We start from the raw sequence: 22217 nt of genomic DNA, 5'->3' as shown, positions 1-22217 counted from the left end.
TAAATGAATGAGTTACTTGTAGCAACAAAATTAAATCTTAATAAAGTAACAAAAAACAAAAAAATTAAGGGAATTTTAGTTCTTACTTTTGCTTCAATTTGTCTTGCTTTTGCTGTAAATTTTTTTGTAATTGAATCAGGAATTATTTCAGCTGGTGCTGCTGGAATTGCTCAAGGTATCTCATATACAATTGTTGCAAGTACTGGACAAGCAGATGAATTTATTATTCTTTATTATTGAATAATAAATGTTTTAATAAATCTTCCAATTATTATATTTACTTTTAAATTTTATGGAAGAAAATTATTGGGATATTCTCTTTATGTATTTACAGTTACACTTGTTGTATCATTAGCAATTTCATATATTCCTGTAATAAAAGATATTGAAATTATTCCTGCAATAGATGAAACAAATCCCAACTATGATATCCTAAATACTTTTAGAGTTTTCATTTTAGCATTTATGGCTGGAATTATATATGGAATTTCGCTTGGTGTTATTTTTATAAAAGGAGCAACTTCACTAGGATTAGATCCAATCGTAAGATATCTTAGTAGAGAAAAAAGATTAAATATTGCAAAAGTATTATTTTTAATATCAATTGTTAATTCCATTATTTGATTATCTGTTCAACCTTATGTAAGTGATCAAGTAGTAGATAATTATATTACTGATGTTCTTTTTGGACCTTATATTATTGGTTCACTAATTTTCATAGGTACTTATTCTTTAATTGTTTCAAAAATTTACTCTACAAAGAAATTATTCCAATTAAATATAAATTCTGAAAAGTATGGAAAAATTTCTGATAAATTAAATGAAATTAATTATCACCGTGGACACACAATTGAATTAGTAACAGGAGGATTTTCAAAAAAAACAAGAGGAATTTTAAAAATAATTGTAAATATTGAAGAAATTGATGATGTAATAAATCTTGCCGAAAGTATTGATCCTAATGTATTTATTGATGCAGTAGAAGTAGCAAGAGTAAAAACAAAAAAAATAGTTTATTGAAATCCAGTTACTAATGAAGATATCAAGCAAAAGAAAAAACATAGCAAAGAACATAATATAAAAAAAGAAAAAGATGAATAATTGCTAGCCATATCAAGGAAGAAATGCGAATCCAACTATCAGAGCAGGAATTGAATGTAATAATCCCATTGTAAAAAATGTTTTTTTATTAGTTGTCATAAGAGGAAATTCTGCATCTCCATCTTGATTAATCGAATTAGCCATTACTGCTGATCTACTGATTGCCCCATTAGATTGAAAGAAAATGTTTGCAAAAGCAATTTGCGGACCACAACCAGGAATCATTCCAATTAGAACACCAATTAGAACACTTACTGCTCCTCCACCCAACATAAAGAAACTATTTCAAGCATCTTGAAATGGATCATAAAGAAATGTAAAAATTGTGACCCCTACAAAAACCCAAAGCATAATAAACATTGAATCAACGAACGAATCATAATAAACATTATACATTTCATTTTTTAATGATTTATAATGATGCTTTGCAATTACACAAACTTGTCCTTTTCCACAGTATCTCTCTTTTGTTTGATTTTCTCTTAATCTATAATCAGAATATTTTTTAAAATAATATTTTCTAATAAAATAATAAACTAAGAAAAAAATAACCATTGCAAAAACAATATATTCTGTAATTTCAATATATTTTTCAAATCCAGAACCTCATAAATTAGTAATTATAACTCCTTGATCATCTACATGTCCACTTACAATATAGATTGTTTCTGGGAAAACAAATAAAAGAAAAGAAAAGAAAAATAAAGGCATTATATATCGATCAATAATTAAAAAATATTCTGGTGTAATTTCTTTTGTTTTTTGAATATCAATTCCATATACAGGAGGTTCCTTTGTTCCTTTTTTTAATCATTTTGATAATCTTTTACCTCAGGGTGTAAAATCTATCATATATCCCATCATAATTCCTACGATGAAAGAAACAATTAATAATTGTATAAAAAATAATCAATCATTTGCAAGATAAACAAAAGCCGCATCTCCAAATGTTGCAATAAAAGAAGCACATAAGGTTCCAAATGTTACTTTCTCTTTATTATAAAGATTTGTTACAATGATTGGTCCCGAACAACCAGGAAAAGATCCTAATAAAGCTCCTAAAAAAGGTTGAGCTTTTTTTGTATGTTCAATCGCACTATAAAATCTATCTTTTGTGAAAATATTAATCATTTCAAACAAAATAAGAGAAAGTGAAACTCAAACCATTATATCGATTATAGTTGTATCAGTAGAATCAATCAATATTTGCATTAATTCATTCATAAAATAAAAATCCTTTTTAGATTATTTTTTAAAAAAAAAATAATAAAAATAGTATTAGAAATTTATCTTTTTTAAAATAAATAAGATGGTATTTAAAAGTGGAAAAATAAAAAATAATTTATATTATTAAAGGCTATATCTTAACATTGCTGTTTTAATTTAGCTGCAAAATAATTATAAATTATTTTCATTTTTAAATCAAGATTTAAATAAATTTATTTATATCTAGGATCTGTTTTTTGCATTTTATATGCTTTTATTAATTTTTCTTTTGCTTTTAATTTTTCTTGATTTGCTTTTTTTACATCTTTTTCAAAATAAATTGGAACAGCGATTATTATTGAAATTATTGTAATTAAAATTATTATATGAAAAATATAAGATACAAGTTCAGAAACTATTAATTGATTAGAATCAGTAAATATTGATCGATAATCAAATAAATCAATTGTAAATACAATTAAAATAATAAATATCATAAAAACTGAGATAAATGCTGCAGGATAGAATAATTTATTTTTTTCTACTTCTACTTTTTTATCGAAACGATTCTTTATTCCGCCAATTATTACTAAAACATAAAAAGTATAAGAAATTAAAGTTATAAAATTAAGTGATCATCCTGATACAAATAAAGTTGAATTTATTGTATTAAATGGATTTAATTGATCTTTATTTTCAACAATACTAAGTAAAATGCAAAGATCTAATAATCGAAAAATAAAAAACCAAATAATTGCTAGTATTCAGGATAACTTTGCTGAATTTTGCGGAACTTTTGCTTTATTTCTTGCAATTAAATTACCATCTAAATCCTTTATTTCATTATTTACAGAAAGATCAGCAATCATTCTATTTTGTGTAATTGAATTTCCCGAAATTCCTGTAATTACAGATACTACAATCATTATTCCTACAATTGTAGATAATCATTTTTGTCCTGTAATATTATAAAGAGCATTTGAAACAATATAGCCACCTTCTTGATCACCAAAGGCAAACACAAATAAAGAAAGAAGAATATAAATTAAAATAATAAATAAAACTCCACTTACAGCAGCAACTTTATAAGTTGATGTTTTTTTTGATTCATTTTGTAAAGAAGCTGCAAATAAAAAACCATCAAACGAAAACATCACTGTAGGAGCCATAAGTAAGATTATTTTAAGATTACTAGAACCATTTTCTCATCCACTATTAAAAGCTGCATTAGGATCAAAGAAAGTAAAATTTCCTTCTCCATTATTTATTGCTTGATTATTTGCTGTAAAGGCATTCATTAATATTAATAATCCAAGAAAGATTAATAATACTAAAGGAATTAATTTAATTATTGTTCCAATTCCTTGAATTTTTTTTCCTGGTTTTGTAGTATATGTATTTATTGTAAAAATAATATTTATAAAAATAAAAGCAAATATTGTAACAAAAAGAAACATTAAATAAGGAGAATCATAACCCTGCGATTGATTACTAAGCGGTCAAATTGTTTTAAAAAACTCTTCTCCCGAAATTATACCAAGTACAGAAATTAAAATTGGAAAATAAATAAGGGCAAAAAAGACTCCGATAAACTTTGAATACTTTGCTCCAAAAAGATGTCTAAATCAATTATTAATTGTTCCCGCTTCTTTCGTTTTTGCTGTAATTGAACTTATTTCAATAAATGCAACAAGCATAAAAAGAATTACTAGAGAAATTAAAAGCCAAGTAATTATAATTAAACCTGCACTATTACTAATTCTATATAAGCTATCATTTACAACATAAACACCAGATCCAATTACAACACCTACAATAAGTGCAAGCATTGATAAAAGTCCATATTGTCCTTGTTCTTTCTTATTTAGATTATTTTTTGTATACATTCAAACTCCTAATATATAATATCTAGCACTATAAATTTAAATTAAAATTTACCATTATTTATTTTTATATCTATTTATTTAAAAATAATTAAGAAAAACGAGGATCTGTTTTATTTTTAAGATACTGTTTTATCAATTTTTCTTTTTTTTCTAATTCTTCTTTTTGTACTTTTTTTACATCTTTTTCAAAATAATTAGGAATAAAAATAGCAAGAAAAATAATAAATATAACCATTAAAATATGAATTAAATATGAAAGCAATCCGGAAACAACAAGATTGTCATTTTGATCAAATATTGATCGATAATCAAATAAATTAATTGTAAATACAATTAAAACTATAAACATTGCAAATATTGAAATAATTGCAGCAGGATAAAATCCTTTTGTTTTTTCTACTTCAACTTTTTTATCAAAGCGATTCTTGAAAGCTCCAATAATTAATAATGTATAAACACTATATGAAAGTAAAGTTATAAAATTAAGCGATCAACCTGAAATAAATAAAGTAGAAGTAATAACACTACTATCCTCACTTATAATACTTATAAGAATTGCCAGATCTAAAATTCTTAAAATAGTTAATCAAAAGATCGTAAGACCTCATGATCATAATGCTGCTCTTTGAGGAACTTTAGCTTTATTTCTTGCAATTAAATCACCATTTTTATCACGAATTTGATTATTTACAGAAAGATCAGCAATCATTCTATTTTGGGCAATTGTACAAGCTGAAAATCCTGTATAAACAGAAATTACAATCATTAATCCAATAATAATTGATAATCATTTTTGTCCTGTAATATTAAATACGCAATTTACAACACTAAAATCATGATTTTCACCTGAAGTTCCGAAAGCAAATACAAATAATGATAAAACTATATATATAAATACAATAAAAACAATTCCTGTAATTGCAGCAATTTTATATGTAGAAGGTTTTTTTGATTCATTTTGTAATGATGCAGCAAATAAAAATCCATCAAATGAAAACATAATTGTAGGAGCCATTAGTAAAATAATTTCTAAATTACTAACACCACTATCTCAACCATCTGCTCCATTTTCTCATCCTTGATTAAATGCAGCATTTGGATCAAAGAAATTGAAATTACCTCCATTATCAAATGCTTCGTTAGCCGGACTAAAAGCATTTGCAGCAACTAATATTCCCAAAAATATTAATAAAAATAAAGGAATTAATTTAATAATTGTTCCTGTATTTTGAAATATTTTCCCAGGTTTTTGCGTAAATGCATTTACTCCATAAAAAAGAGAAGCAAAAAGATAAGCAAAAATTGTAACAAAAAGAAACATTAAATAAGGTTTGCTATTATCACCATCAATTCAAATTGTATTAAATAATTGCTCTGATCCAATTACAGCAAGAACTGATATTAAAATTGGAAAATAAATAATTGGAAAAAAGACTCCAATATATTTTGAACCTTTTTTTCCAAAAAAATGTCTGAATCAATTATTTACTGTTCCTGGTTCTTTTGTTCTAGCTGTAATTGATGCTACTTCAATAAAAGCAACAAGCATAAAAAGAACCACTGCACTTATAATAATTCAAGTAATTATTATAAGTCCAACACTTCCACTTAATTCATATAAACTATCATTTACAACATAAACACCAGATCCAACAACAACACCAACAATCATTGCTAGCATTGATAATAAACCATATTGGTGCCTATTATTATTTGTTTTAATTTCTCTTTTCTTCGTCATATTTGTAATCTTTAATATTTAAATTATCCTTAAATTTTAAACTAAATGCAACACATTCTTGAATACATTTTCAATTATTGCTACATATTTTTTCACAATTTGCAAGAATTTCTCGATCAACTTTTTGGAAATTTTCTTCTTCTATTTTTTTAATTGGTTTATCGATTTTTTCGATATTTGGATTAAATTCAACAAAATTTTCAAAATCTGATTTTGAAAATTTTTCTTGTTTTATTTTTGAAGTTTCATCTAATTTAATTTCTTGATTTAAATTAAATTTTTCAGGAATTTGGTGATCAAATTGTTGATATTTTGCTTTTTTATTTTCTTCGATTTTTAATTTTTCTAAATTATTTTTATATCTTGTATTTTCAAATGCTCCAACTATGAATAAAAGCGAAGAAATAAGACCCGATGAAATTCATAAAATAAATAAAATTAATGCAGCTGGTTCAACATAAACAAAACATCAAGTAATAAGAAAAATAATTCACAACAAAATAAAAACTGTTCCAAATATATAATATGATATTGACTTATTCTTAATATTTAAATTCATTTTATACTAATTTACTAATAATTCCTTTGTTTTTTCATTTCTATTTTTATTATTATCACTTAAAGGATTTGTATTTAAAAGCATTGTAATAACTTGTTCATTTATTTCTGCTCGATAAAGATTAAATAATTTATCTGCTTCTTGAATATAAATTTGTACAGGATTTTTTTGGGCATATTGTCTATATCTTATTCCTGATTTTAATCGATCTAATTGATCTAATTGCTTTTGTCAATTTGTATCAATTGAGAATAAAAAGATTTTTCTTATATAATCAATTACATCAAATTTATTTAATTCAATAAAATTATTAATTTTCTCTGATAATTTTTTAAGTAAAATTTCTCTAGTAATCATTTCTGTTTTTTCAATACTTAAATTATCTTTTTCTTCTAAATTAAGATTAAAATCATGATTTAATTTTGCAAAATATAATTTTGAACTAAAAGTATTTTTACTAAATACAACTTCTGATTTGCTTAAATTTTTTAAAAAACTATCTAATAATTGATCAATAAATTTTGTAAAATCAGTTGCTTTTAAAATAGCATCTCTTTGATTATAAGTAATTATTCTTTGATAATTTAATACTGCATCATATTCTACAATTGATTTTCGATAATCATAATTTAATCCTTCTAATTTTTTTTGTGCTGATTTAATTGCTCTTGCAATAGATTTACTTTCCAAGGGATCTTTATCAATTGATTTCAGAAATTTTTGGAATTTTTTCATTCCTGATCTTTGCATTACTTCATCATCCATCGAAAGATAAAATTGCGATACTCCGACATCTCCTTGTCTTCCTGATCTTCCTCTTAACTGATCATCAATTCTTCTTGCTTCATTTCTTTCTGTTCCCAATACAAAAAGTCCGCCTAAATCTTTTACACCTTTTCCTAATTTAATATCAGTACCACGACCAGCCATATTAGTTGAAATTGTAATTGAACCCAATTGTCCTGCATTTGCAATAATATCTGCCTCTCTTGCATGATTTTTTGCATTTAAAATCTCAAAAGAATATCCTTTTTTTTCTAAGATATCTCCAAGATCTTCAGATTCATTTACAGAACGAGTTCCTATTAAGATTGGTTGCTTTGTTTTATGAATTGATATTATTTTATTTACTATTCCATTAATTTTCGCTTCTTTTGTTGCATATATTACATCAGGACGATCATCTCTTATTATAGGAAGATCTGTAGGAATTGTAAGAACTCGCATATTATATATATCTAAAAATTCTTCTTCTTCTGTAAGTGCTGTACCAGACATTCCTGATAATTTTTTATACATACGAAATAAATTTTGATAAGTAATTGAAGCTAATGTTTTTGTTTCTGGATTTATTTTCACATTTTCTTTTGCTTCAATTGCTTGATTTAATCCTTCTGAAAATTGTCTTCCTGGTAAAAGCCTTCCTGTAAATACATCAATTAAAATTATTTGATCCTCTTTTACTGTATAATCAACATCTAATTTATAAATATAATTAGCTTGAATAGAATTAAAAATTAAATGAACCAATAATGAATTTTTATAAGAATAAAGATTTTTTGTATTAAAATGCTCTTCTGCTTTTAATACTCCGGATTCTGTAAGAAAGGCTTGTCTTGTCTCTCGATCAACAATATAATCATCTTCTTTTAATGAAGCAACGAATTGATTTATTTCATGATAATTTTTCTCAGTTACATTTACTCCACCAGAAATAATAAGCGGTGTTCTTGCTTCATCAATAAGAATTGAATCAACTTCATCGACAATTGCATAATTAAATTCTCGTTGAATTTTATCTTTTAAATTCATCACCATATTATCTCTTAGATAATCAAATCCTAATTCTGCATTTGTAAGATATACAAGATCTTTTGCATATTCTTTTCTTTTTTCTTCAGGCGTTTGATCTTTTACTACAGAACCAACTGATAATCCTAGTAAATTAAAGATCTTTCCAATATTATAAGCATCACGTGTAGAAAGATATTCATTTACAGTTACAATATGAACACCTTTTTTTGTAAGAGCATTAAGATAAGCAGGAAGAACAGCAGTAAGAGTTTTTCCTTCTCCTGTTTTCATTTCTGCCACATCTCCATGATGTAATGCATAAGCACCCATAACTTGTACTTTATGCAATTTAATTCCATAAACCTCTTTTATTGAAAGAAAACTAACAGCAAAAACATCAATTAAAATACTATTCAAACTTTTTTTATCTTTATGAATCGCTTCTAAAAATTGCTCTGTTTTTCTTTTAAAAGCAGCTGCTTTTAAATCATCTTGATAAACTTTTACTTTTTCTAAAACTTCTTCCGCAATTGTTTCTGCTTTTCTTAAAAGTTTATAATATTTAATTGATTGTTTTTGTCGTTTATTTTTTGTCTTTTTTTTCTTTAAAACCATAGTATTCCTTAAATATTTTTTAATATAACTCTAATTAAAAAGCATTAAAAATTGGATTAGTCAATATTAAGACAAAAAAAGTTAATAAAACAGAAAGGGCAATAGAAAAAACAATTGAAACTAAGATACCAATAGTTGTTTCTTTTTTTTCAAATCTTAATATTTTTGATCAATCAAATAAAAGTGAGATAGAAAAAGAAAGTGCGAATGCGATTATTAAGATTGTTATTACAAATCAATCAGGTCCACTAAATCCGAACATTTTCTTCTCCTATATATTAGTTATATTTTAAAATACATTATTTTTATTATAACTTTTTTTAATAAATTAGAAAGAAGGGATTTTAAAATATAAATAATAAAAAAGACCTTAAAAGGTCTTTATTTTTCAATATTTTCTTCCATTTTATTTTGTTCTTCAATTCTTATTCTTTCATCTCTTCTAATTTGTTTATTTCTTTCATTTATTCTTATTCTTTCATCTCTTCTAATTTTTTTTGCTTGTTTATGTCTTTTTAAAAAAATTACTAAAGATATTATTAAAACAAAAAATACAAAACCAAAAAAAATACTTAATCCTGTAGACATTTTAATCCCTCTTTATTTTAAATTTATTATTTTTCTGAATTAAAATATTTACTTAAATTTAATTCTTTTTTTGCTTTTTTAGAATTAATATTAAAGAATCAACAAAGCAAATTAAAGATATGATAAATTGAATTTATTAAAATTAATTTTTTTGCTACATCTTTATTATTTGAAGACCCTTTTACAAAAAGATAATATAGTCCTTCATTAATTTCGCTATCATAACCAAAATATTGATTTTGTGCCAAAAAATTAATTTTTTCTGGAATTGAATTTAAATTTTTATAATCATTTAAATGTTCTTTTTTTAATTTTTCTTCCATGAAATTATTTAAAAATCCATTAATAAATTTTAAAATCATTTTTTTTACGTTTTCAAAATTTATTTCTTGTTTTTCTTCTTTTTCATAAGCAAATTTTTCTAAATTATTAACAACTTTTTCAAATGATTCATTTACCAATTTTTTGTTTTCAGGGTTTTTAAAATTGTAATTATTAATTACATTTAAAACCTTTGTAAAATTTTCTGTTTTATTTTCTGTTTTATTTTCCATTTTATATAATTTTTAAAATTATAACATTTATATTATAAAATTAATAATTGCATAAAAACCACCATTTTTATACTTTTTACCACCATTTTTATACTTTTTACCACCATTTTTATACTTTTTACCACCATTTTTATACTTTTTACCACCATTTTTATACTTTTTACCACCATTTTTATACTTTTTACCACCATTTTTATATAATAAAAATATGAATAAAAAAATAACAAATAATGATTTTATTGAATTTTTAATTAAAATTCAAAATAAATTTAATTTAAGTACATTTTTCGAAAAAGAATTATTAAATAAAAAGATTAATAATGAAAAAGAATGAATTTCAATTTTGGAAAAAATAATAAATAATTCAACATCTTTTAAACCATCTTTTTCTTCTAATTTAAATAAAAATATATATCCTAAAGAAATAAATAATTATAAAATTGAAATTATAGATACATTATATGGAAAAAAAACAAAAAACACAGTTCTTTTGTATGGAAAGCCAGGAACAGGAAAAACATCTTTTATTGAAGAAATAATTAATAATTTAAAACAACATAATAAAGATTTTAGCTTTTTAAAAATTAAAGCATCTGAAATTTTAGATTCAAAGTTAGGTTTATCAATTAAAAATTTAAATAATATTTTTAATTTCAATTCTAAAAGATATAACTTATATTATATTGATGAAGTTGAAACATTATTTGGAAAAAGATTTAATGATAAAGATATCAATGAAATTAATAGATTAATAACTGAATTTATGCAAATAATTGATGAACTACCAGAAAATATAATTTTAATTGCAGCCACAAATTTAAAAAATCAAATAGATGAAGCATTACTTAGAAGATTTAAATTAAAAATAAATTTCGATATATATTCAAGCAATGATTTAATACATTTAATTAAAAAACAATTAATTATTAAAAATTTATCTAAAAATATTAATTCTGATACCAAAAAAAATCAATTATTTTCAAAAAAATTTTTTGATTTTTTATATAATGAGATTTTTATTAATATGAGTCCATTTGAAATAAAATCAAAAATACAAGATTCTAATGATTTAATAGAAATTATATTTGATAAAAATTTATTTATTTTAAATAAAAATAGAATAAAAATTAATTTAAATAATAAAAATTTAAAAATTTTTTATGATTGAAAAAATAAATATAAAATGTCTCTAAAAGATTTGGAAATTTATATATCAAATAAATTCACTAAAAAAACAAGAGAAAAAATAAGTAAAGAAATAAATGGAAAAAATTATGAGTAATATATATAAAATTAAAATACCTATTGATAATATTGAAAAAATTTTTGGTAAAGGAGGTTCAGAAGATTTAAATGAATCAGAATTGAAAAAAATTAAAAAAATTTTAATTTCATTATTAGAAAAAATTAAATTAAATGATGAATATTTATATATAAATTTTAATAGATTCCCGTCAAAATCTCTATCATTTGATAAATTATTTTTAGAATTTTTAGAATTTCCCGGTTTTGCTTATTTTAGAAAAAATTTTAATTTAGAAAAAATGCTAATTGGGAGACGTTATAAAATAAATTTAAAAAATAAAAATAAATTTAATTCTTTTGTTAAAAAAATAATTGAAGGAATAGATAATTATAATCATTCTTTTCCTATAACTAAAATTGATCAAATAAAATTAATTTCAAGAGAATTAAAAAGTATTTCTATTTTATATTTAAAAAATATTTCTTTAACCGTAGAAAATTTTGATAAAGAAGAATTTAATAATAATAATTTTAAAGATAAATTCAAAGGACAAACCGATGAAGAAGGATTACAAATTAATGATCTGTCATTAGAAGATATTAATTTACCTAAATTTCAAAATAATGATTTAAAAATAGGATTATTTGATACAACAATTTCTTATAAAAATAAAAATGAATTAATTAAAAAATATAAAAATTGATTAAAAATAGATGAAGAATATGAAGAAAATTTGAAAATATTAGATAGAGATTATAATAATATTTCTCATGGAGAATCGATGGCTTTTTTATTAATTAATGGCTTAAATGTTAATTCATGAACAGATAAATCAATAGATGGAATTAAAAATAATTTTGAAGTTACTTTAATACCGATAATAAGTAGAGATGAAAAAAACAAAGAAACATTAGAAAAAATAAAAAAAAGAATTGAATATGGAATTAAAAAATATCACAATGAAATAAAAGTTTGAATTTTATCAATAAATCAAATTACAGAAATAAATCCTAAAGAAAGTCTAACTTCAGAATTTGCTAAATTTTTAGATAAATTACAAATTATATACGATATAAAAATTATTATTTCCTCAGGAAATGCAGATGAATATGTAAATCAAAATAAAAATTATTTATTACCTCCTTCTGATTCTTTTTTTTCTTTAACAGTTAATTCAATAAATTTAGATAATACAAAAACAAATTATTCTAAAAAAGGTTGAAAAAATCTTTTTGGATATAAACCAGATTTATCACTTTTTGGAGGAGGAGATTATGAAGATCAAAAAGTAATTGTATATTCTGCTGGAGAATTTTTTAAAAAAAGTGGTACTTCAATTTCAGCTGTTAATTTAGCTAGAAATTTTGAGTATATTTTAAAAAAAATATGGAAAACAAATTTTTACAATTTAAATTCACTAAATAAAAAAGAATTAATAAAAAAAACTGAAATTTTAATAATAAATAATTCAATGATTAATAATAATTTTAATAATAAAAATTTTGAATTATATGGTAACGGAATATGATCAAAAGCAAATTTTGATCATATTAATAATAATAATAAATACTTTAGTATTTATTTTTTTGAAAAAATAGATTCAAGACATTTTAAAGTTAAAAAAATACCTTTACCAAATAATTCAAATAATTTTAAAATTTACATAACAATTATTTCTAATTCATCTTTAAATTTTGAAAGAGGATTAGAAAAAGTAGAAAGTAATGTTATTGGAAGTTTTCAATATTTTAATTCCTCAAATGAAAAATTACAAAGTATATCTTCAGGAAAAGAAATAATAGGTAAAATAGATATTAAAAATGGAGAATTTATGAGATACGAAAAAAATCTTGTTAATGATTTTGGAAAATATCAAAGAATAAATTCATTTATTATAGATTTAAGAAAAACTAGATATAACATTTCTGAATTTATAATAAATTTTACTAGAAATTATAGAGAGCATTTTGATGATTCTAAAGAAATTGAATTTTATTCATATATAACGGTAGAAGATTTAAGTGAAAATTTAAATTCAAAAGAATATTATAATAAATTTATAAATAACAAATTTGAATTAAAATTAGAAATCGAAACAAAAAATCTAGAATTAAATTTAGAACAAGAATTGGATAATTAATTATGTTTTTTAAAATTAAATTTTTAAAAAAAATTAAAAATTCACCAGATAATAATTCCAGTGTTGAAGCAAATACTGAAAATAATAAAAAAATATGGAAATTAAAAAAAAATGTAAAAAATTATTTTTCATCTGATGACTTAGTAAAACATTTAAAAAAAGAATTAAAAGATAAAGATGAAGAAATATCAAAATTTAAAAAAGAAATTAAAGAATTAAAAACAATTTTAGATAAAAATAATAAATTAAAATTAATTACAAATAAAAATATTAATAATGAAATTCTTTTAAATATTTTTATATTATTAAATTTAACTAAAAAATCAATTATAAAAGATAATTCTTATTATTATAAAAATTTAAAGAAAATTATTGATTATTTTAAAATTAATAATAATTTAGATTTAGATTTTGAATCAGAAAAAGAATCAAATAATTTAATTTATTTAGAAATTTTAAATTTATTCGAAGATTTTAATTTTATATCTAATGTAGGAGATGAATTAAATATAAATTATAAAAGAATAGTTTCTATAGATACTTTAAAAACAATTGAATTTTTGATTTATGATAAAGAAGATTTATAAAAAAATATATTTTAAATAAAAAAACAATCACTTTCGTGATTGCTTTAAATTACTTTTACAAACTTATTATACATTAATTACAAGATAATTGCTTAATTTTTTTCGATACTCTAATTTTTTTGTATTTGCAAATTCTTTATTCAAATATTTGAAATGTAAATCGCTTATTTTACTTTTATCTGCTTCTATTAATTTTTTGTAATCTTTTATCTTATCTTTTAAATCTTGATATTCTTTTGTTTCTTCTTTATTGATTGCTTTTTTTTGATTTTTAAGTTCTTTAATTTTAGCTTTATAATCTAAAATTTCTTTTTTGAACTGTTCCTTTTGATCTAAGAATTGTTTTTTTGCATTTGAAATATTATCAGCAACATATTTTTTAAAATCATCATCATATTGTGTTAATTTATCAAAATTCTCTTGATATTTTTTCTCAATTAAAGAAAGTTTATTATTCAATTCTAATTCTTTTTTCTGATATTCTTTTTGATCTATTTTTGCTTTTTTAAAATCTTTTTTAAATCCTTTTAATTCTACTTTAATTCCTTTTGTTTGTTTTTTCTTATCACTTTTTAAATCTTTTTTTAATTCGTAACTTAATTTATTATTTTTGTTACTATAAACCTTATTTAATAAACTAACCATTAAAAATCCAATAAATGAACCGATTATAAGCGGAATGAAATAAAGTAAAGCATAAGCATAATCAGTAGACATTATTTGTCCACCAAGATCAGGAGATTGTCCCATTCCTCCCGCAAGATAAATTATAGGTCCACCAAATAAAGCAACAGAATTACCTACTCCAGTAAAGATTGCAATCATTCCTGCAAAGAATCCTCCAATCATAAATGAAGGCATATAAACTTTTGGATCTTTTGCAGCAAAAGGAATTGATCCCTCTGTTACTCCAAAAAATCCCATTATTCCAGCACTTGTAGCATTAACTTTGTCATCTTCATCCATTCTAAATCCAAGTAATGGTCCAGCATAAGCTGCTCATACTAAAATCATAGGAGGAATTGCAACACAAACTGCAGCTACTCCATTAAGAAGTGGAAGATAACTTGCTCCAGGAGCTAAAAATAACGCAGCGATTACCATTGCCATTTTATTAACAGGTCCCCCAAGATCGAAACAAATCATCATTCCTAAAATTGCCCCGACCATCCATAGTAAATTGACATCAATTAAGATATTAATAAGATCATTTAATCCTACACCTAATCAATAAAGTGGTAAATATCCAATAAATGCAAAAAATACTCAAGGAATAAATGTAAATAGTAATGGAATTATAATTAATGGAAGAATTGTTTGAAATGCTTGATTTTCAACTTTATTTGTATATTTTGTAAATCATAAAATTAAATAACCTACAAGATATCCAGCAGCAATTGCTCCAAAAAATCCTAAAGCAACCGGATTTGAATTTGGATCAAACCCACCAAATCTACCTTCTTGATAATTAAATACACTAGTTCCACTAGCATCATTTAATACAAGTGAAAGCATCATTGAAGGAGCTAGTGCTTTTCGACCTGCGATCGAAACTCCAATAAATCCTCCAAGAATCGGTACGAATAACGTAAATCCCATTCCCGCAAGATTACTAATTGCCAGAGCAGCATAACCTTGAGGAGCAAATGATTCAGTTGTTTGATTTAAAGGATTTGTTGGATCTATAATTCCATCTGCATTTGTAAATCCAATATCATATCCAAATGCTGTTGTTAATCCCAATAAAATTCCCGCAAAGGCAATAAAAGGAATCATATATGAAATTCCTGATAATAAATGTCTGATTGGTCCTTCATTAAAACTTTTCTTTTCACCAACAGCTTTTATTTCAGTTGCTTCTGATCCCCCCCCCGATTGTGTTTTAATCCGGGCATTTTTAATTGTATCTTCTAATACTTTACCAGGTTCAACCATTGCTTTTGCAATCTGAACTTGATAAATTTTTTTACCATTGAATCTTTCTGGATCATCGATCCCTTTTCCAATTGCAAGCAAAACATAATCAGCTTCAGCAATTTCACTTGCTTTCAGCTGATCTCTTGTCATCTGTCCTTGTTTCTCAATTCTTAATCTAATATTATGATTAGGAGCTTCTTGTTCTAAAGCTTTTGCTGCCATAAAAGTATGAGCAACCCCAGTAGGACAAGTTGTAATCCCAACAATAAAAACCTCTTTACGATCTATTTTTTTTTCTACACTATTATTTTTTTCATCAGAATTTTCATCTACTTGATCTTTTAAAATATTATTTTCAATATAACTAACAAGCTCTTTTGCATTAGCTTTTCTGAATTTTTCAATATTTTTTGGATCAACAAGTGAACTTGACAATTTTGTAAGTATTTCAAAATGCTTATCACGATTTGTAGCAGGAACCAAAATAGCTATTATTAAATTAACATTTTTACCATCAATTGATTTTCAATCAATTCCTTTTTTTGTTCTAATAACAGCAATTTTAGGTTCCAAAAGATCTTCTATTTCAGCATGAGGAATGGCAATACCATCACCAACTCCAGTTGAAATTTGCTTTTCTCTTGCTAAAAGATTTTGAAATGCTTTATTCTGATCTTTAATAAGATTGTTTGTTTTTAAAAGATTTGCAATTTCTTTTAAAGCATCTTCTATCGAACTAAAATCTTTATTAATAATTAATTGCTCAAGGGCAATATTATTTTCATACATAAAAATACAAAAATCCCTCCCTTATTATAAGAAACACCCAGTATCCTCTTGAAGTATTCTTATAAATTAAATAATAAATTATTTTTAAATAATTTAAAAAAAATTATAATTTTATTTATAGAAATTGAAATGGGAATATTATAAATAAAGAATATGATTCTAAAATTAAGACCACATTATGTCCAAAAAATCTGAGGTGGCGAAAAGATTGCAAAGATTTTTAATTTTAAAAGTAATGATAAAATAGGAGAAGCTTGGGTTGTATCAGGAATTAAAGATAATCAAGCAAAAATTATAAATCAAAAAGAAGAAATGACTCTTGATTTATTTTATAAACAAAATAAAAAATTATTTAATAATTATAAAACTGAAGATTTTCCTCTTTTAATTAAATTTTTAGATGCAAAAGATGATCTTTCAATTCAAGTTCACCCAAATAATAAACAAGCACAAGAATTAGAAAATTATCCTTATGGAAAAAGCGAAGCTTGATATATTTTAGGATTAGAAAAAAATCATGAAATTATCATTGGTTTAAAATCAGAAAATTTAAATGAATTAAAGAAAGTAAATAAGGATAATTGGAAAAAAATAATAAATATTAAAAAAATAAAAGTAGGAAGTGTTTTTGATATTAAACCAGGAACAGTTCATGCAATTAGAAAAGGAACTTTTGTTTATGAAATTCAACAACCTTCTGATATAACTTATCGAATTTATGATTTTGATCGTTTAGAAAAAAATGGTAAGAAAAGACAATTAGATCTTGAAAAAAGCATTAAAGTAATTAATAATGATTTTAAAGAAAATCTTAGTTTTAAAAGTGAAATTAATTTTTTAAATCTTAAGATTTTACAACTTGTCAATAATAAAATTTTTAATTTACAAAAATGAAGTATTTATGGAAATACAAAAATTAGATTAAATGCAGATGAAAGAAATTTCTTGATTGTAACTGCAATCGAGGGAAAAGGAAAAATTAATGATTTTGTAATAGAGCATTATCAAACTTTAATTCTTACTTATGATGAAATAAAAGAAATTACCTTGGAAGGTAATTTCAAATTGTTAGTTGCTAATCCTATTAGTTAATTAATTATAAAATTGCAATTTCTTTATCTTGTTCTTCCTTGTTATTTTTAAAATTACTATTTAGATTCTCAATTAAATTTAAATTATTAATTTTATTTGTAATTTTCTTTTCAATATTAAATTTTTTTAATTTTTTATCAAGAGTAATAATTTGTGTATTTAAAACAATATTAGCACGCTCCCCAATTTTATTAGCAATTGTAATTAATTTATCTTTTTCATCTAAAATTATTTCAAGATTTGTTTTTAAAGTTGAAAATGTTTTATCTACATCTTTTAAAAATAAATCTCATTCTTTTAAAATAGTTTGTTTATCATTAAATTCAACATTTAAATCTAATATTTTTTGATTTACAATTAATAAATTAATCATAAATTGAAGAAGTGAAATTAAAACCTTTGGTCTTACAATAAAGATATGTTTATAGTTGCTATCTTTGTATACTAAAAAATCTTTTTCATTTTCAAGTTCAGAAACTAAAATTGCATATTCACTTTCTGATCTTTTACGATAATTTTCTAATTTTTCTAAATGACTTTTATTAGTTTTTTTATTATCTCCTGTAAATAATTCTGTTTTTGCTTCAATTACAATTTTTGTTACTTTTAAACCATTTTTAATTTCAATTACAAAATCTGCTTTTTGTTTATTAATTACTTTTGGTTCTTTTATAATATTTATTCTTTCATTTCAAGCAAAATTTTCTTGTAATTCTTGATCTATTCAACCTTCTAGTTCACTTCCCAATAATTTAATGTTTTGTGAGCGATTCCTTTTTAAATTATCAATTTCAATTGATAATTCTTCATTTTGATTTTTTAAATTTTCAATAAGTTTGTTTTTTGTATTTTTTAAATCATAAATTTTTTGATCTTTTTCTAAAATTATTTGGTCTATTCTAAATTGCTCTTTTTCTTGATAATTTTGTAAAATTGAGTTTAATTTACTTATTTCTTGATCTTTATTAAGTAATTTTTGGAAATCTTTTTCTTGTTTTATTTTTGTTTCTTCACGAACAAAGATTTCAAATTGATCTTTCTTTTTCTTTAGATCATCTTCAATCTCTCAAACTTTTTTGTTTACTTCTGCTTTAAAATTGAATTGTAAGTTATTTATTTCTTTTTCTAAATTATTAATCGTTTGATCTTTTTCTTTTTCAAGATCTAAAATTTTGCTTTGATATTTTAAATTAAGTTCTTTTCGCTCATAATTTAATTCTTGTGTGATTTTATCTTTTATAAATTGATCTTTTAAAAGATTTATATTATTTTGCAAAGAAGAAAAATCAATATTATTTAATGAATTTAAATTAATAATATCTCCTATTTCTCCTTTTTCTTTTAATGAAAAGTTTAGATTATTCTCATCAATTAATTTAATTTTTAGTTCTTTATTCATATCTTTCTCCCAACATAATTATTATACGAAAAATAAGGTTATATCACTATTTATTGAAATATTGGTTATTTAATTATTTTTCTAAAATTCATTTTTTTATAAACATAGTGAAATAATAAGTAGAATTAATAAAAGAATAAATAATAAAAGCAGAGGAAGTTGAAAGTGCAGCACTTTTTCATCCAATCTTTAATAATATTATTTGTTCTTCAAAATATATAAAAAAAGTTATTGAAAGCAATAATAAAGAAATTCATAAAAATGTTTTCGAGATATAATAAATTCAAGTATCTTTTTTCATAATATCGTAATTGTAAATTAATCTTCTTTTCCATCTAATCTTTTTTGATAGAAGAGAAGTTTTTTTTCAAGTTCTTTTCTCTCAAAATCAGTTAGTTTTTTATTATTAAGAAGATCTTTTTTTTCTTTTATTTTTGCATTTATTACTTTTGTTTCTTTATCTTTTAATCAATTAACTCTTGAAGTAATAACAATAACTTCATTTTTGGAGACATTTAAAATTCCATCCAAAATAACGCCTTTTTTCTTTTGTCCTTTTTGATCTAAAATTCAAAAATAATTAGTTTTGATAGAAGAAACAAAAGGAATGTGATCTTTTAAAATTCCAATATAACCATTAAAAACTTCGATATCAAGTAATTCAACTTCTCCGATAAAAAAAGTTTCTCTTGGTGTAAGAATTGATAATTTGAAAGTATTAGCCATCTTAATTTATATATTATTTAACCTCACTAATTTTTCCCTTATAAAGAAAAATTGATTCACTTTTTTGATCATGTTTTCCTTCAATAATTTCTTTAAATCCTTGAATAGTATCATTAATTTTTACAAAAACACCTTTTTTACCAGAAAATTGTTCTGCTACATGAAATGGTTGAGTAAGGAAATTTCTGATTTTTCTTGCTCTAGTTACAATTTGTTTATCTTCATCTGATAATTCATCCATTCCTAAAATTGCAATAATATCTTGTAATTCTTTATATCGCTGTAAAATTTCTAAAACCCTACTTGCAACATCATAATGTTCTTGACCAACAATATCAGGATCAAGTAAACTAGAATTTGATTCTAAAGGATCTAGTGCTGGATATAAACCTAAAGATGCAATTTGTCTTGATAAAACAATTGAAGCATCAAGGTGACTAAAAGTAGTAGCGGGAGCTGGATCAGTAAGATCATCAGCAGGAACAAAAATTGCTTGTACAGAAGTAATTGAACCTTTTTTAGTAGAAGTAATTCTTTCTTGCAATTTTCCCATATCAATTGAAAGAGTTGGTTGATAACCAACAGCAGAAGGCATTCTTCCAAGCAAGGCAGAAACTTCTGCTCCTGCTTGTGAAAATCGAAAAATATTATCAATAAAAAGTAAAACATCTTGTTTTTTTTCATCTCTAAAATATTCGGCCATTGTAAGTCCTGTAAGAGCAACACGCATTCTAGCACCAGGAGGTTCATTCATCTGTCCAAAAGCTAATGCTGTTTTTGAAAGAACTCCTGATTCTTTCATTTCAAAATAAAGATCATTACCTTCTCTTGTTCTTTCACCAACACCAGTAAAAACAGATATTCCTCCATGTTCTTGTGCTACATTATTAATTAATTCTTGAATTAAGACAGTTTTTCCTACTCCTGCTCCACCAAGTAAACCTACTTTTGAACCTTTTGCAAAAGGAAGTAATAAATCTATTACTTTAATTCCTGTTTCAAAAAGTTCTGTTGTTGTTGCTTGTTCAGAATAATTTGGTGCTTGTCGATGAATCGGCATTCTTAAAACATTTTTACTAATTGGTTTTTCATCTACAGGCTCACCAAGTACATTAAAAATTCTTCCTAATGTTTCATTTCCTACAGGAACTCTAATCGGTGATCCTGTATCAATTACATCAAGTCCTCTTCTTAATCCTTCTGTTGGTGACATTGAAATACATCTTACAACATCATCCCCCAAAATAGATGCAACTTCTAATACAATTTTTTTGTTCTTATTTACGATAATTTCAAGGGCATTTAAAATATCAGGAACTTTTGTATTTGTAAATTTAACATCAACTACAGGTCCTAATATTTGTGAAATTTTTCCAATATTTTTCATATATTAATAATTCTCCTTTATTATTTTAATGCTTCTGCTCCACCTATTACTTCAGAAATTTCTTGTGTAATTTTGGCTTGTCGTTCCCGATTGAAAGCAATACTTAATTTTTTTAACATATCATCACCATTTTTTGTTGCATTTTCCATTGCGACTCTTCTTGATGTATGTTCAGAAGTAATAGATTCAAGATAATAACCAAAAAGTAATGATTCTAAATAAATTGATAAAATTTCTTTTAATAAAATTTCTTTTTCTGGTTCATATTCGGTAACCGAAGAAATTTTATCTTTATTATTATTTGTATTATTTTTATTTATTTCAATTGGAAGTAAAGTTTTAATTGAAGGTTCAAATGAAATTTGTGAAATATATTTTGTATAAACACAAACAATTTTTAAATTTTTTTCTAAATAATCACTTAACAAGGATCTAACATTACTTGATAAATTTTTTGCTTCTACAAATTCAACAGATTGAATAGATACAATTTTTTCTTTCGGAAAATTTTTAGCAATTAATTCTTTTATAAAAGAATTACCTTTTTTACCAATTACAATTAATTTATCTGTTTTTGGATTAAATTCCTTTTTTACTAATTTAATAATATTTGAGTTATATCCACCAACAAGGCCAAGATCAGAAGTAAAAAAAATAAAAGTTGTTCCTTTAAAAGTTTTTTTTTGTAAAACATCTTTTGCAATATCATCAACAACATTTCCAATTTGTAAATAATAATTTTTATAACCTTTTAATCTTTTAAGGGCTTTTTGTGCTTTTGCAGTTGAAACAAGTTTCATCGCTTTTGTAATTTTATTAATTGATTTAATTGAAGTTTGCTGTTCTTTTAATTTCTTTAATTGTGCCATTTTATTTTCCTAAATTTAAAA

General features: G+C 23.0%; 19 protein-coding genes. 5 read left to right on the top strand and 14 right to left on the bottom strand.

Translation table 4 applies throughout. The features are described 5' to 3' along the window. Nucleotides 1–3: 3 nt before the first annotated feature. Nucleotides 4–1101 (top strand): YitT family protein, encoded by a 1098-nt coding sequence (locus X271_RS00760; protein ID WP_025208562.1) that lies wholly within the window; start codon nucleotides 4–6, stop codon nucleotides 1099–1101. Between the two features lie 3 nt (nucleotides 1102–1104). Here the strand turns inward: X271_RS00760 and X271_RS00755 are convergent, their stop codons facing one another. The 8 genes from X271_RS00755 to X271_RS00720 form a co-directional block, all read right to left on the bottom strand. After that, nucleotides 1105–2325, bottom strand: a complete 1221-nt coding sequence (locus X271_RS00755) for a putative manganese transporter (RefSeq protein ID WP_025208561.1) — start codon at nucleotides 2323–2325, stop codon at nucleotides 1105–1107. A 215-nt stretch (nucleotides 2326–2540) separates the two neighbouring features. Then, a complete protein-coding gene (locus tag X271_RS00750) occupies nucleotides 2541–4193 on the bottom strand; it encodes an amino acid permease (protein WP_025208560.1) in 1653 nt (550 codons plus the stop codon). Nucleotides 4194–4281: 88 nt separating this feature from the next. Next, nucleotides 4282–5934 (bottom strand): amino acid permease, encoded by a 1653-nt coding sequence (locus X271_RS00745; RefSeq protein WP_025208559.1) that lies wholly within the window; start codon nucleotides 5932–5934, stop codon nucleotides 4282–4284. Next, nucleotides 5912–6493, bottom strand: a complete 582-nt coding sequence (locus tag X271_RS00740; protein ID WP_025208558.1) for a hypothetical protein — start codon at nucleotides 6491–6493, stop codon at nucleotides 5912–5914. Before X271_RS00740 ends, X271_RS00745 begins: the two co-directional genes overlap by 23 nt. A 6-nt stretch (nucleotides 6494–6499) precedes the next feature. Next, a complete protein-coding gene (secA, locus tag X271_RS00735) occupies nucleotides 6500–8902 on the bottom strand; it encodes a preprotein translocase subunit SecA (RefSeq protein ID WP_025208557.1) in 2403 nt (800 codons plus the stop codon). A 34-nt stretch (nucleotides 8903–8936) separates the two neighbouring features. After that, nucleotides 8937–9164 (bottom strand): hypothetical protein, encoded by a 228-nt coding sequence (locus X271_RS00730; RefSeq protein WP_025208556.1) that lies wholly within the window; start codon nucleotides 9162–9164, stop codon nucleotides 8937–8939. A gap of 119 nt (nucleotides 9165–9283) precedes the next feature. Further along, complete coding sequence (locus X271_RS00725; RefSeq protein WP_025208555.1) at nucleotides 9284–9490, bottom strand: hypothetical protein; 207 nt, start codon at nucleotides 9488–9490, stop codon at nucleotides 9284–9286. Between the two features lie 26 nt (nucleotides 9491–9516). Beyond that, the gene (locus tag X271_RS00720) at nucleotides 9517–10044 is read right to left on the bottom strand and encodes a hypothetical protein (RefSeq protein WP_025208554.1); all 528 of its coding nucleotides are present in this window, start codon (nucleotides 10042–10044) and stop codon (nucleotides 9517–9519) included. Nucleotides 10045–10252: 208 nt separating this feature from the next. Here X271_RS00720 and X271_RS00710 point away from each other — a divergent pair, with 208 nt between their 5' ends. Genes X271_RS00710 through X271_RS00700 form a run of 3 tightly spaced genes read left to right on the top strand, consistent with a single transcriptional unit; the run spans nucleotide 10253 to nucleotide 14017 of the window. Further along, nucleotides 10253–11326: an ATP-binding protein gene (locus tag X271_RS00710; RefSeq protein ID WP_025208552.1), complete on the top strand. Its 1074-nt coding sequence runs from the start codon at nucleotides 10253–10255 to the stop codon at nucleotides 11324–11326. After that, nucleotides 11307–13430, top strand: coding sequence for a S8/S53 family peptidase (locus X271_RS00705; protein ID WP_025208551.1), 2124 nt, complete (start codon nucleotides 11307–11309; stop codon nucleotides 13428–13430). The genes X271_RS00710 and X271_RS00705 overlap by 20 nt, the downstream gene beginning before the upstream one ends. Before the next feature lie 2 nt (nucleotides 13431–13432). Beyond that, nucleotides 13433–14017 (top strand): hypothetical protein, encoded by a 585-nt coding sequence (locus tag X271_RS00700; RefSeq protein WP_025208550.1) that lies wholly within the window; start codon nucleotides 13433–13435, stop codon nucleotides 14015–14017. A gap of 66 nt (nucleotides 14018–14083) precedes the next feature. Here the strand turns inward: X271_RS00700 and X271_RS00695 are convergent, their stop codons facing one another. Continuing rightward, a complete protein-coding gene (locus X271_RS00695; protein ID WP_025208549.1) occupies nucleotides 14084–16723 on the bottom strand; it encodes a fructose-specific PTS transporter subunit EIIC in 2640 nt (879 codons plus the stop codon). 153 nt (nucleotides 16724–16876) lie between these two features. Here X271_RS00695 and X271_RS00690 point away from each other — a divergent pair, with 153 nt between their 5' ends. After that, nucleotides 16877–17815 (top strand): type I phosphomannose isomerase catalytic subunit, encoded by a 939-nt coding sequence (locus X271_RS00690; RefSeq protein WP_025208548.1) that lies wholly within the window; start codon nucleotides 16877–16879, stop codon nucleotides 17813–17815. 4 nt (nucleotides 17816–17819) lie between these two features. Here X271_RS00690 and X271_RS00685 read toward each other — a convergent pair whose 3' ends face one another. The 5 genes from X271_RS00685 to atpG form a co-directional block, all read right to left on the bottom strand. Beyond that, nucleotides 17820–19214, bottom strand: coding sequence for a DUF2130 domain-containing protein (locus X271_RS00685; protein ID WP_025208547.1), 1395 nt, complete (start codon nucleotides 19212–19214; stop codon nucleotides 17820–17822). A gap of 73 nt (nucleotides 19215–19287) precedes the next feature. Further along, nucleotides 19288–19515 carry a hypothetical protein gene (locus X271_RS00680; protein ID WP_025208546.1) on the bottom strand — a complete coding sequence of 76 codons (228 nt, stop codon included), beginning with the start codon at nucleotides 19513–19515 and terminating at the stop codon, nucleotides 19288–19290. A gap of 17 nt (nucleotides 19516–19532) precedes the next feature. Beyond that, nucleotides 19533–19940: an ATP synthase F1 subunit epsilon gene (atpC, locus tag X271_RS03090; protein ID WP_025208545.1), complete on the bottom strand. Its 408-nt coding sequence runs from the start codon at nucleotides 19938–19940 to the stop codon at nucleotides 19533–19535. A gap of 13 nt (nucleotides 19941–19953) precedes the next feature. Further along, complete coding sequence (atpD, locus tag X271_RS00670) at nucleotides 19954–21327, bottom strand: F0F1 ATP synthase subunit beta (RefSeq protein WP_025208544.1); 1374 nt, start codon at nucleotides 21325–21327, stop codon at nucleotides 19954–19956. Between the two features lie 20 nt (nucleotides 21328–21347). Next, on the bottom strand, nucleotides 21348–22196 hold the full coding sequence (gene atpG / locus X271_RS00665) for an ATP synthase F1 subunit gamma (protein ID WP_025208543.1): 849 nt from the start codon (nucleotides 22194–22196) through the stop codon (nucleotides 21348–21350). Nucleotides 22197–22217: the final 21 nt, after the last annotated feature.

Origin of the sequence: Candidatus Hepatoplasma crinochetorum Av (assembly GCF_000582535.1) — a bacterium.
GTDB classification, from domain to species: Bacteria; Bacillota_I; Bacilli_A; order Mycoplasmatales; family Hepatoplasmataceae; genus Hepatoplasma; species Hepatoplasma crinochetorum.
The sequence above is the reverse complement of the archived record's forward strand: the minus strand, read 5'-3'. Positions and strand labels throughout refer to the sequence as shown.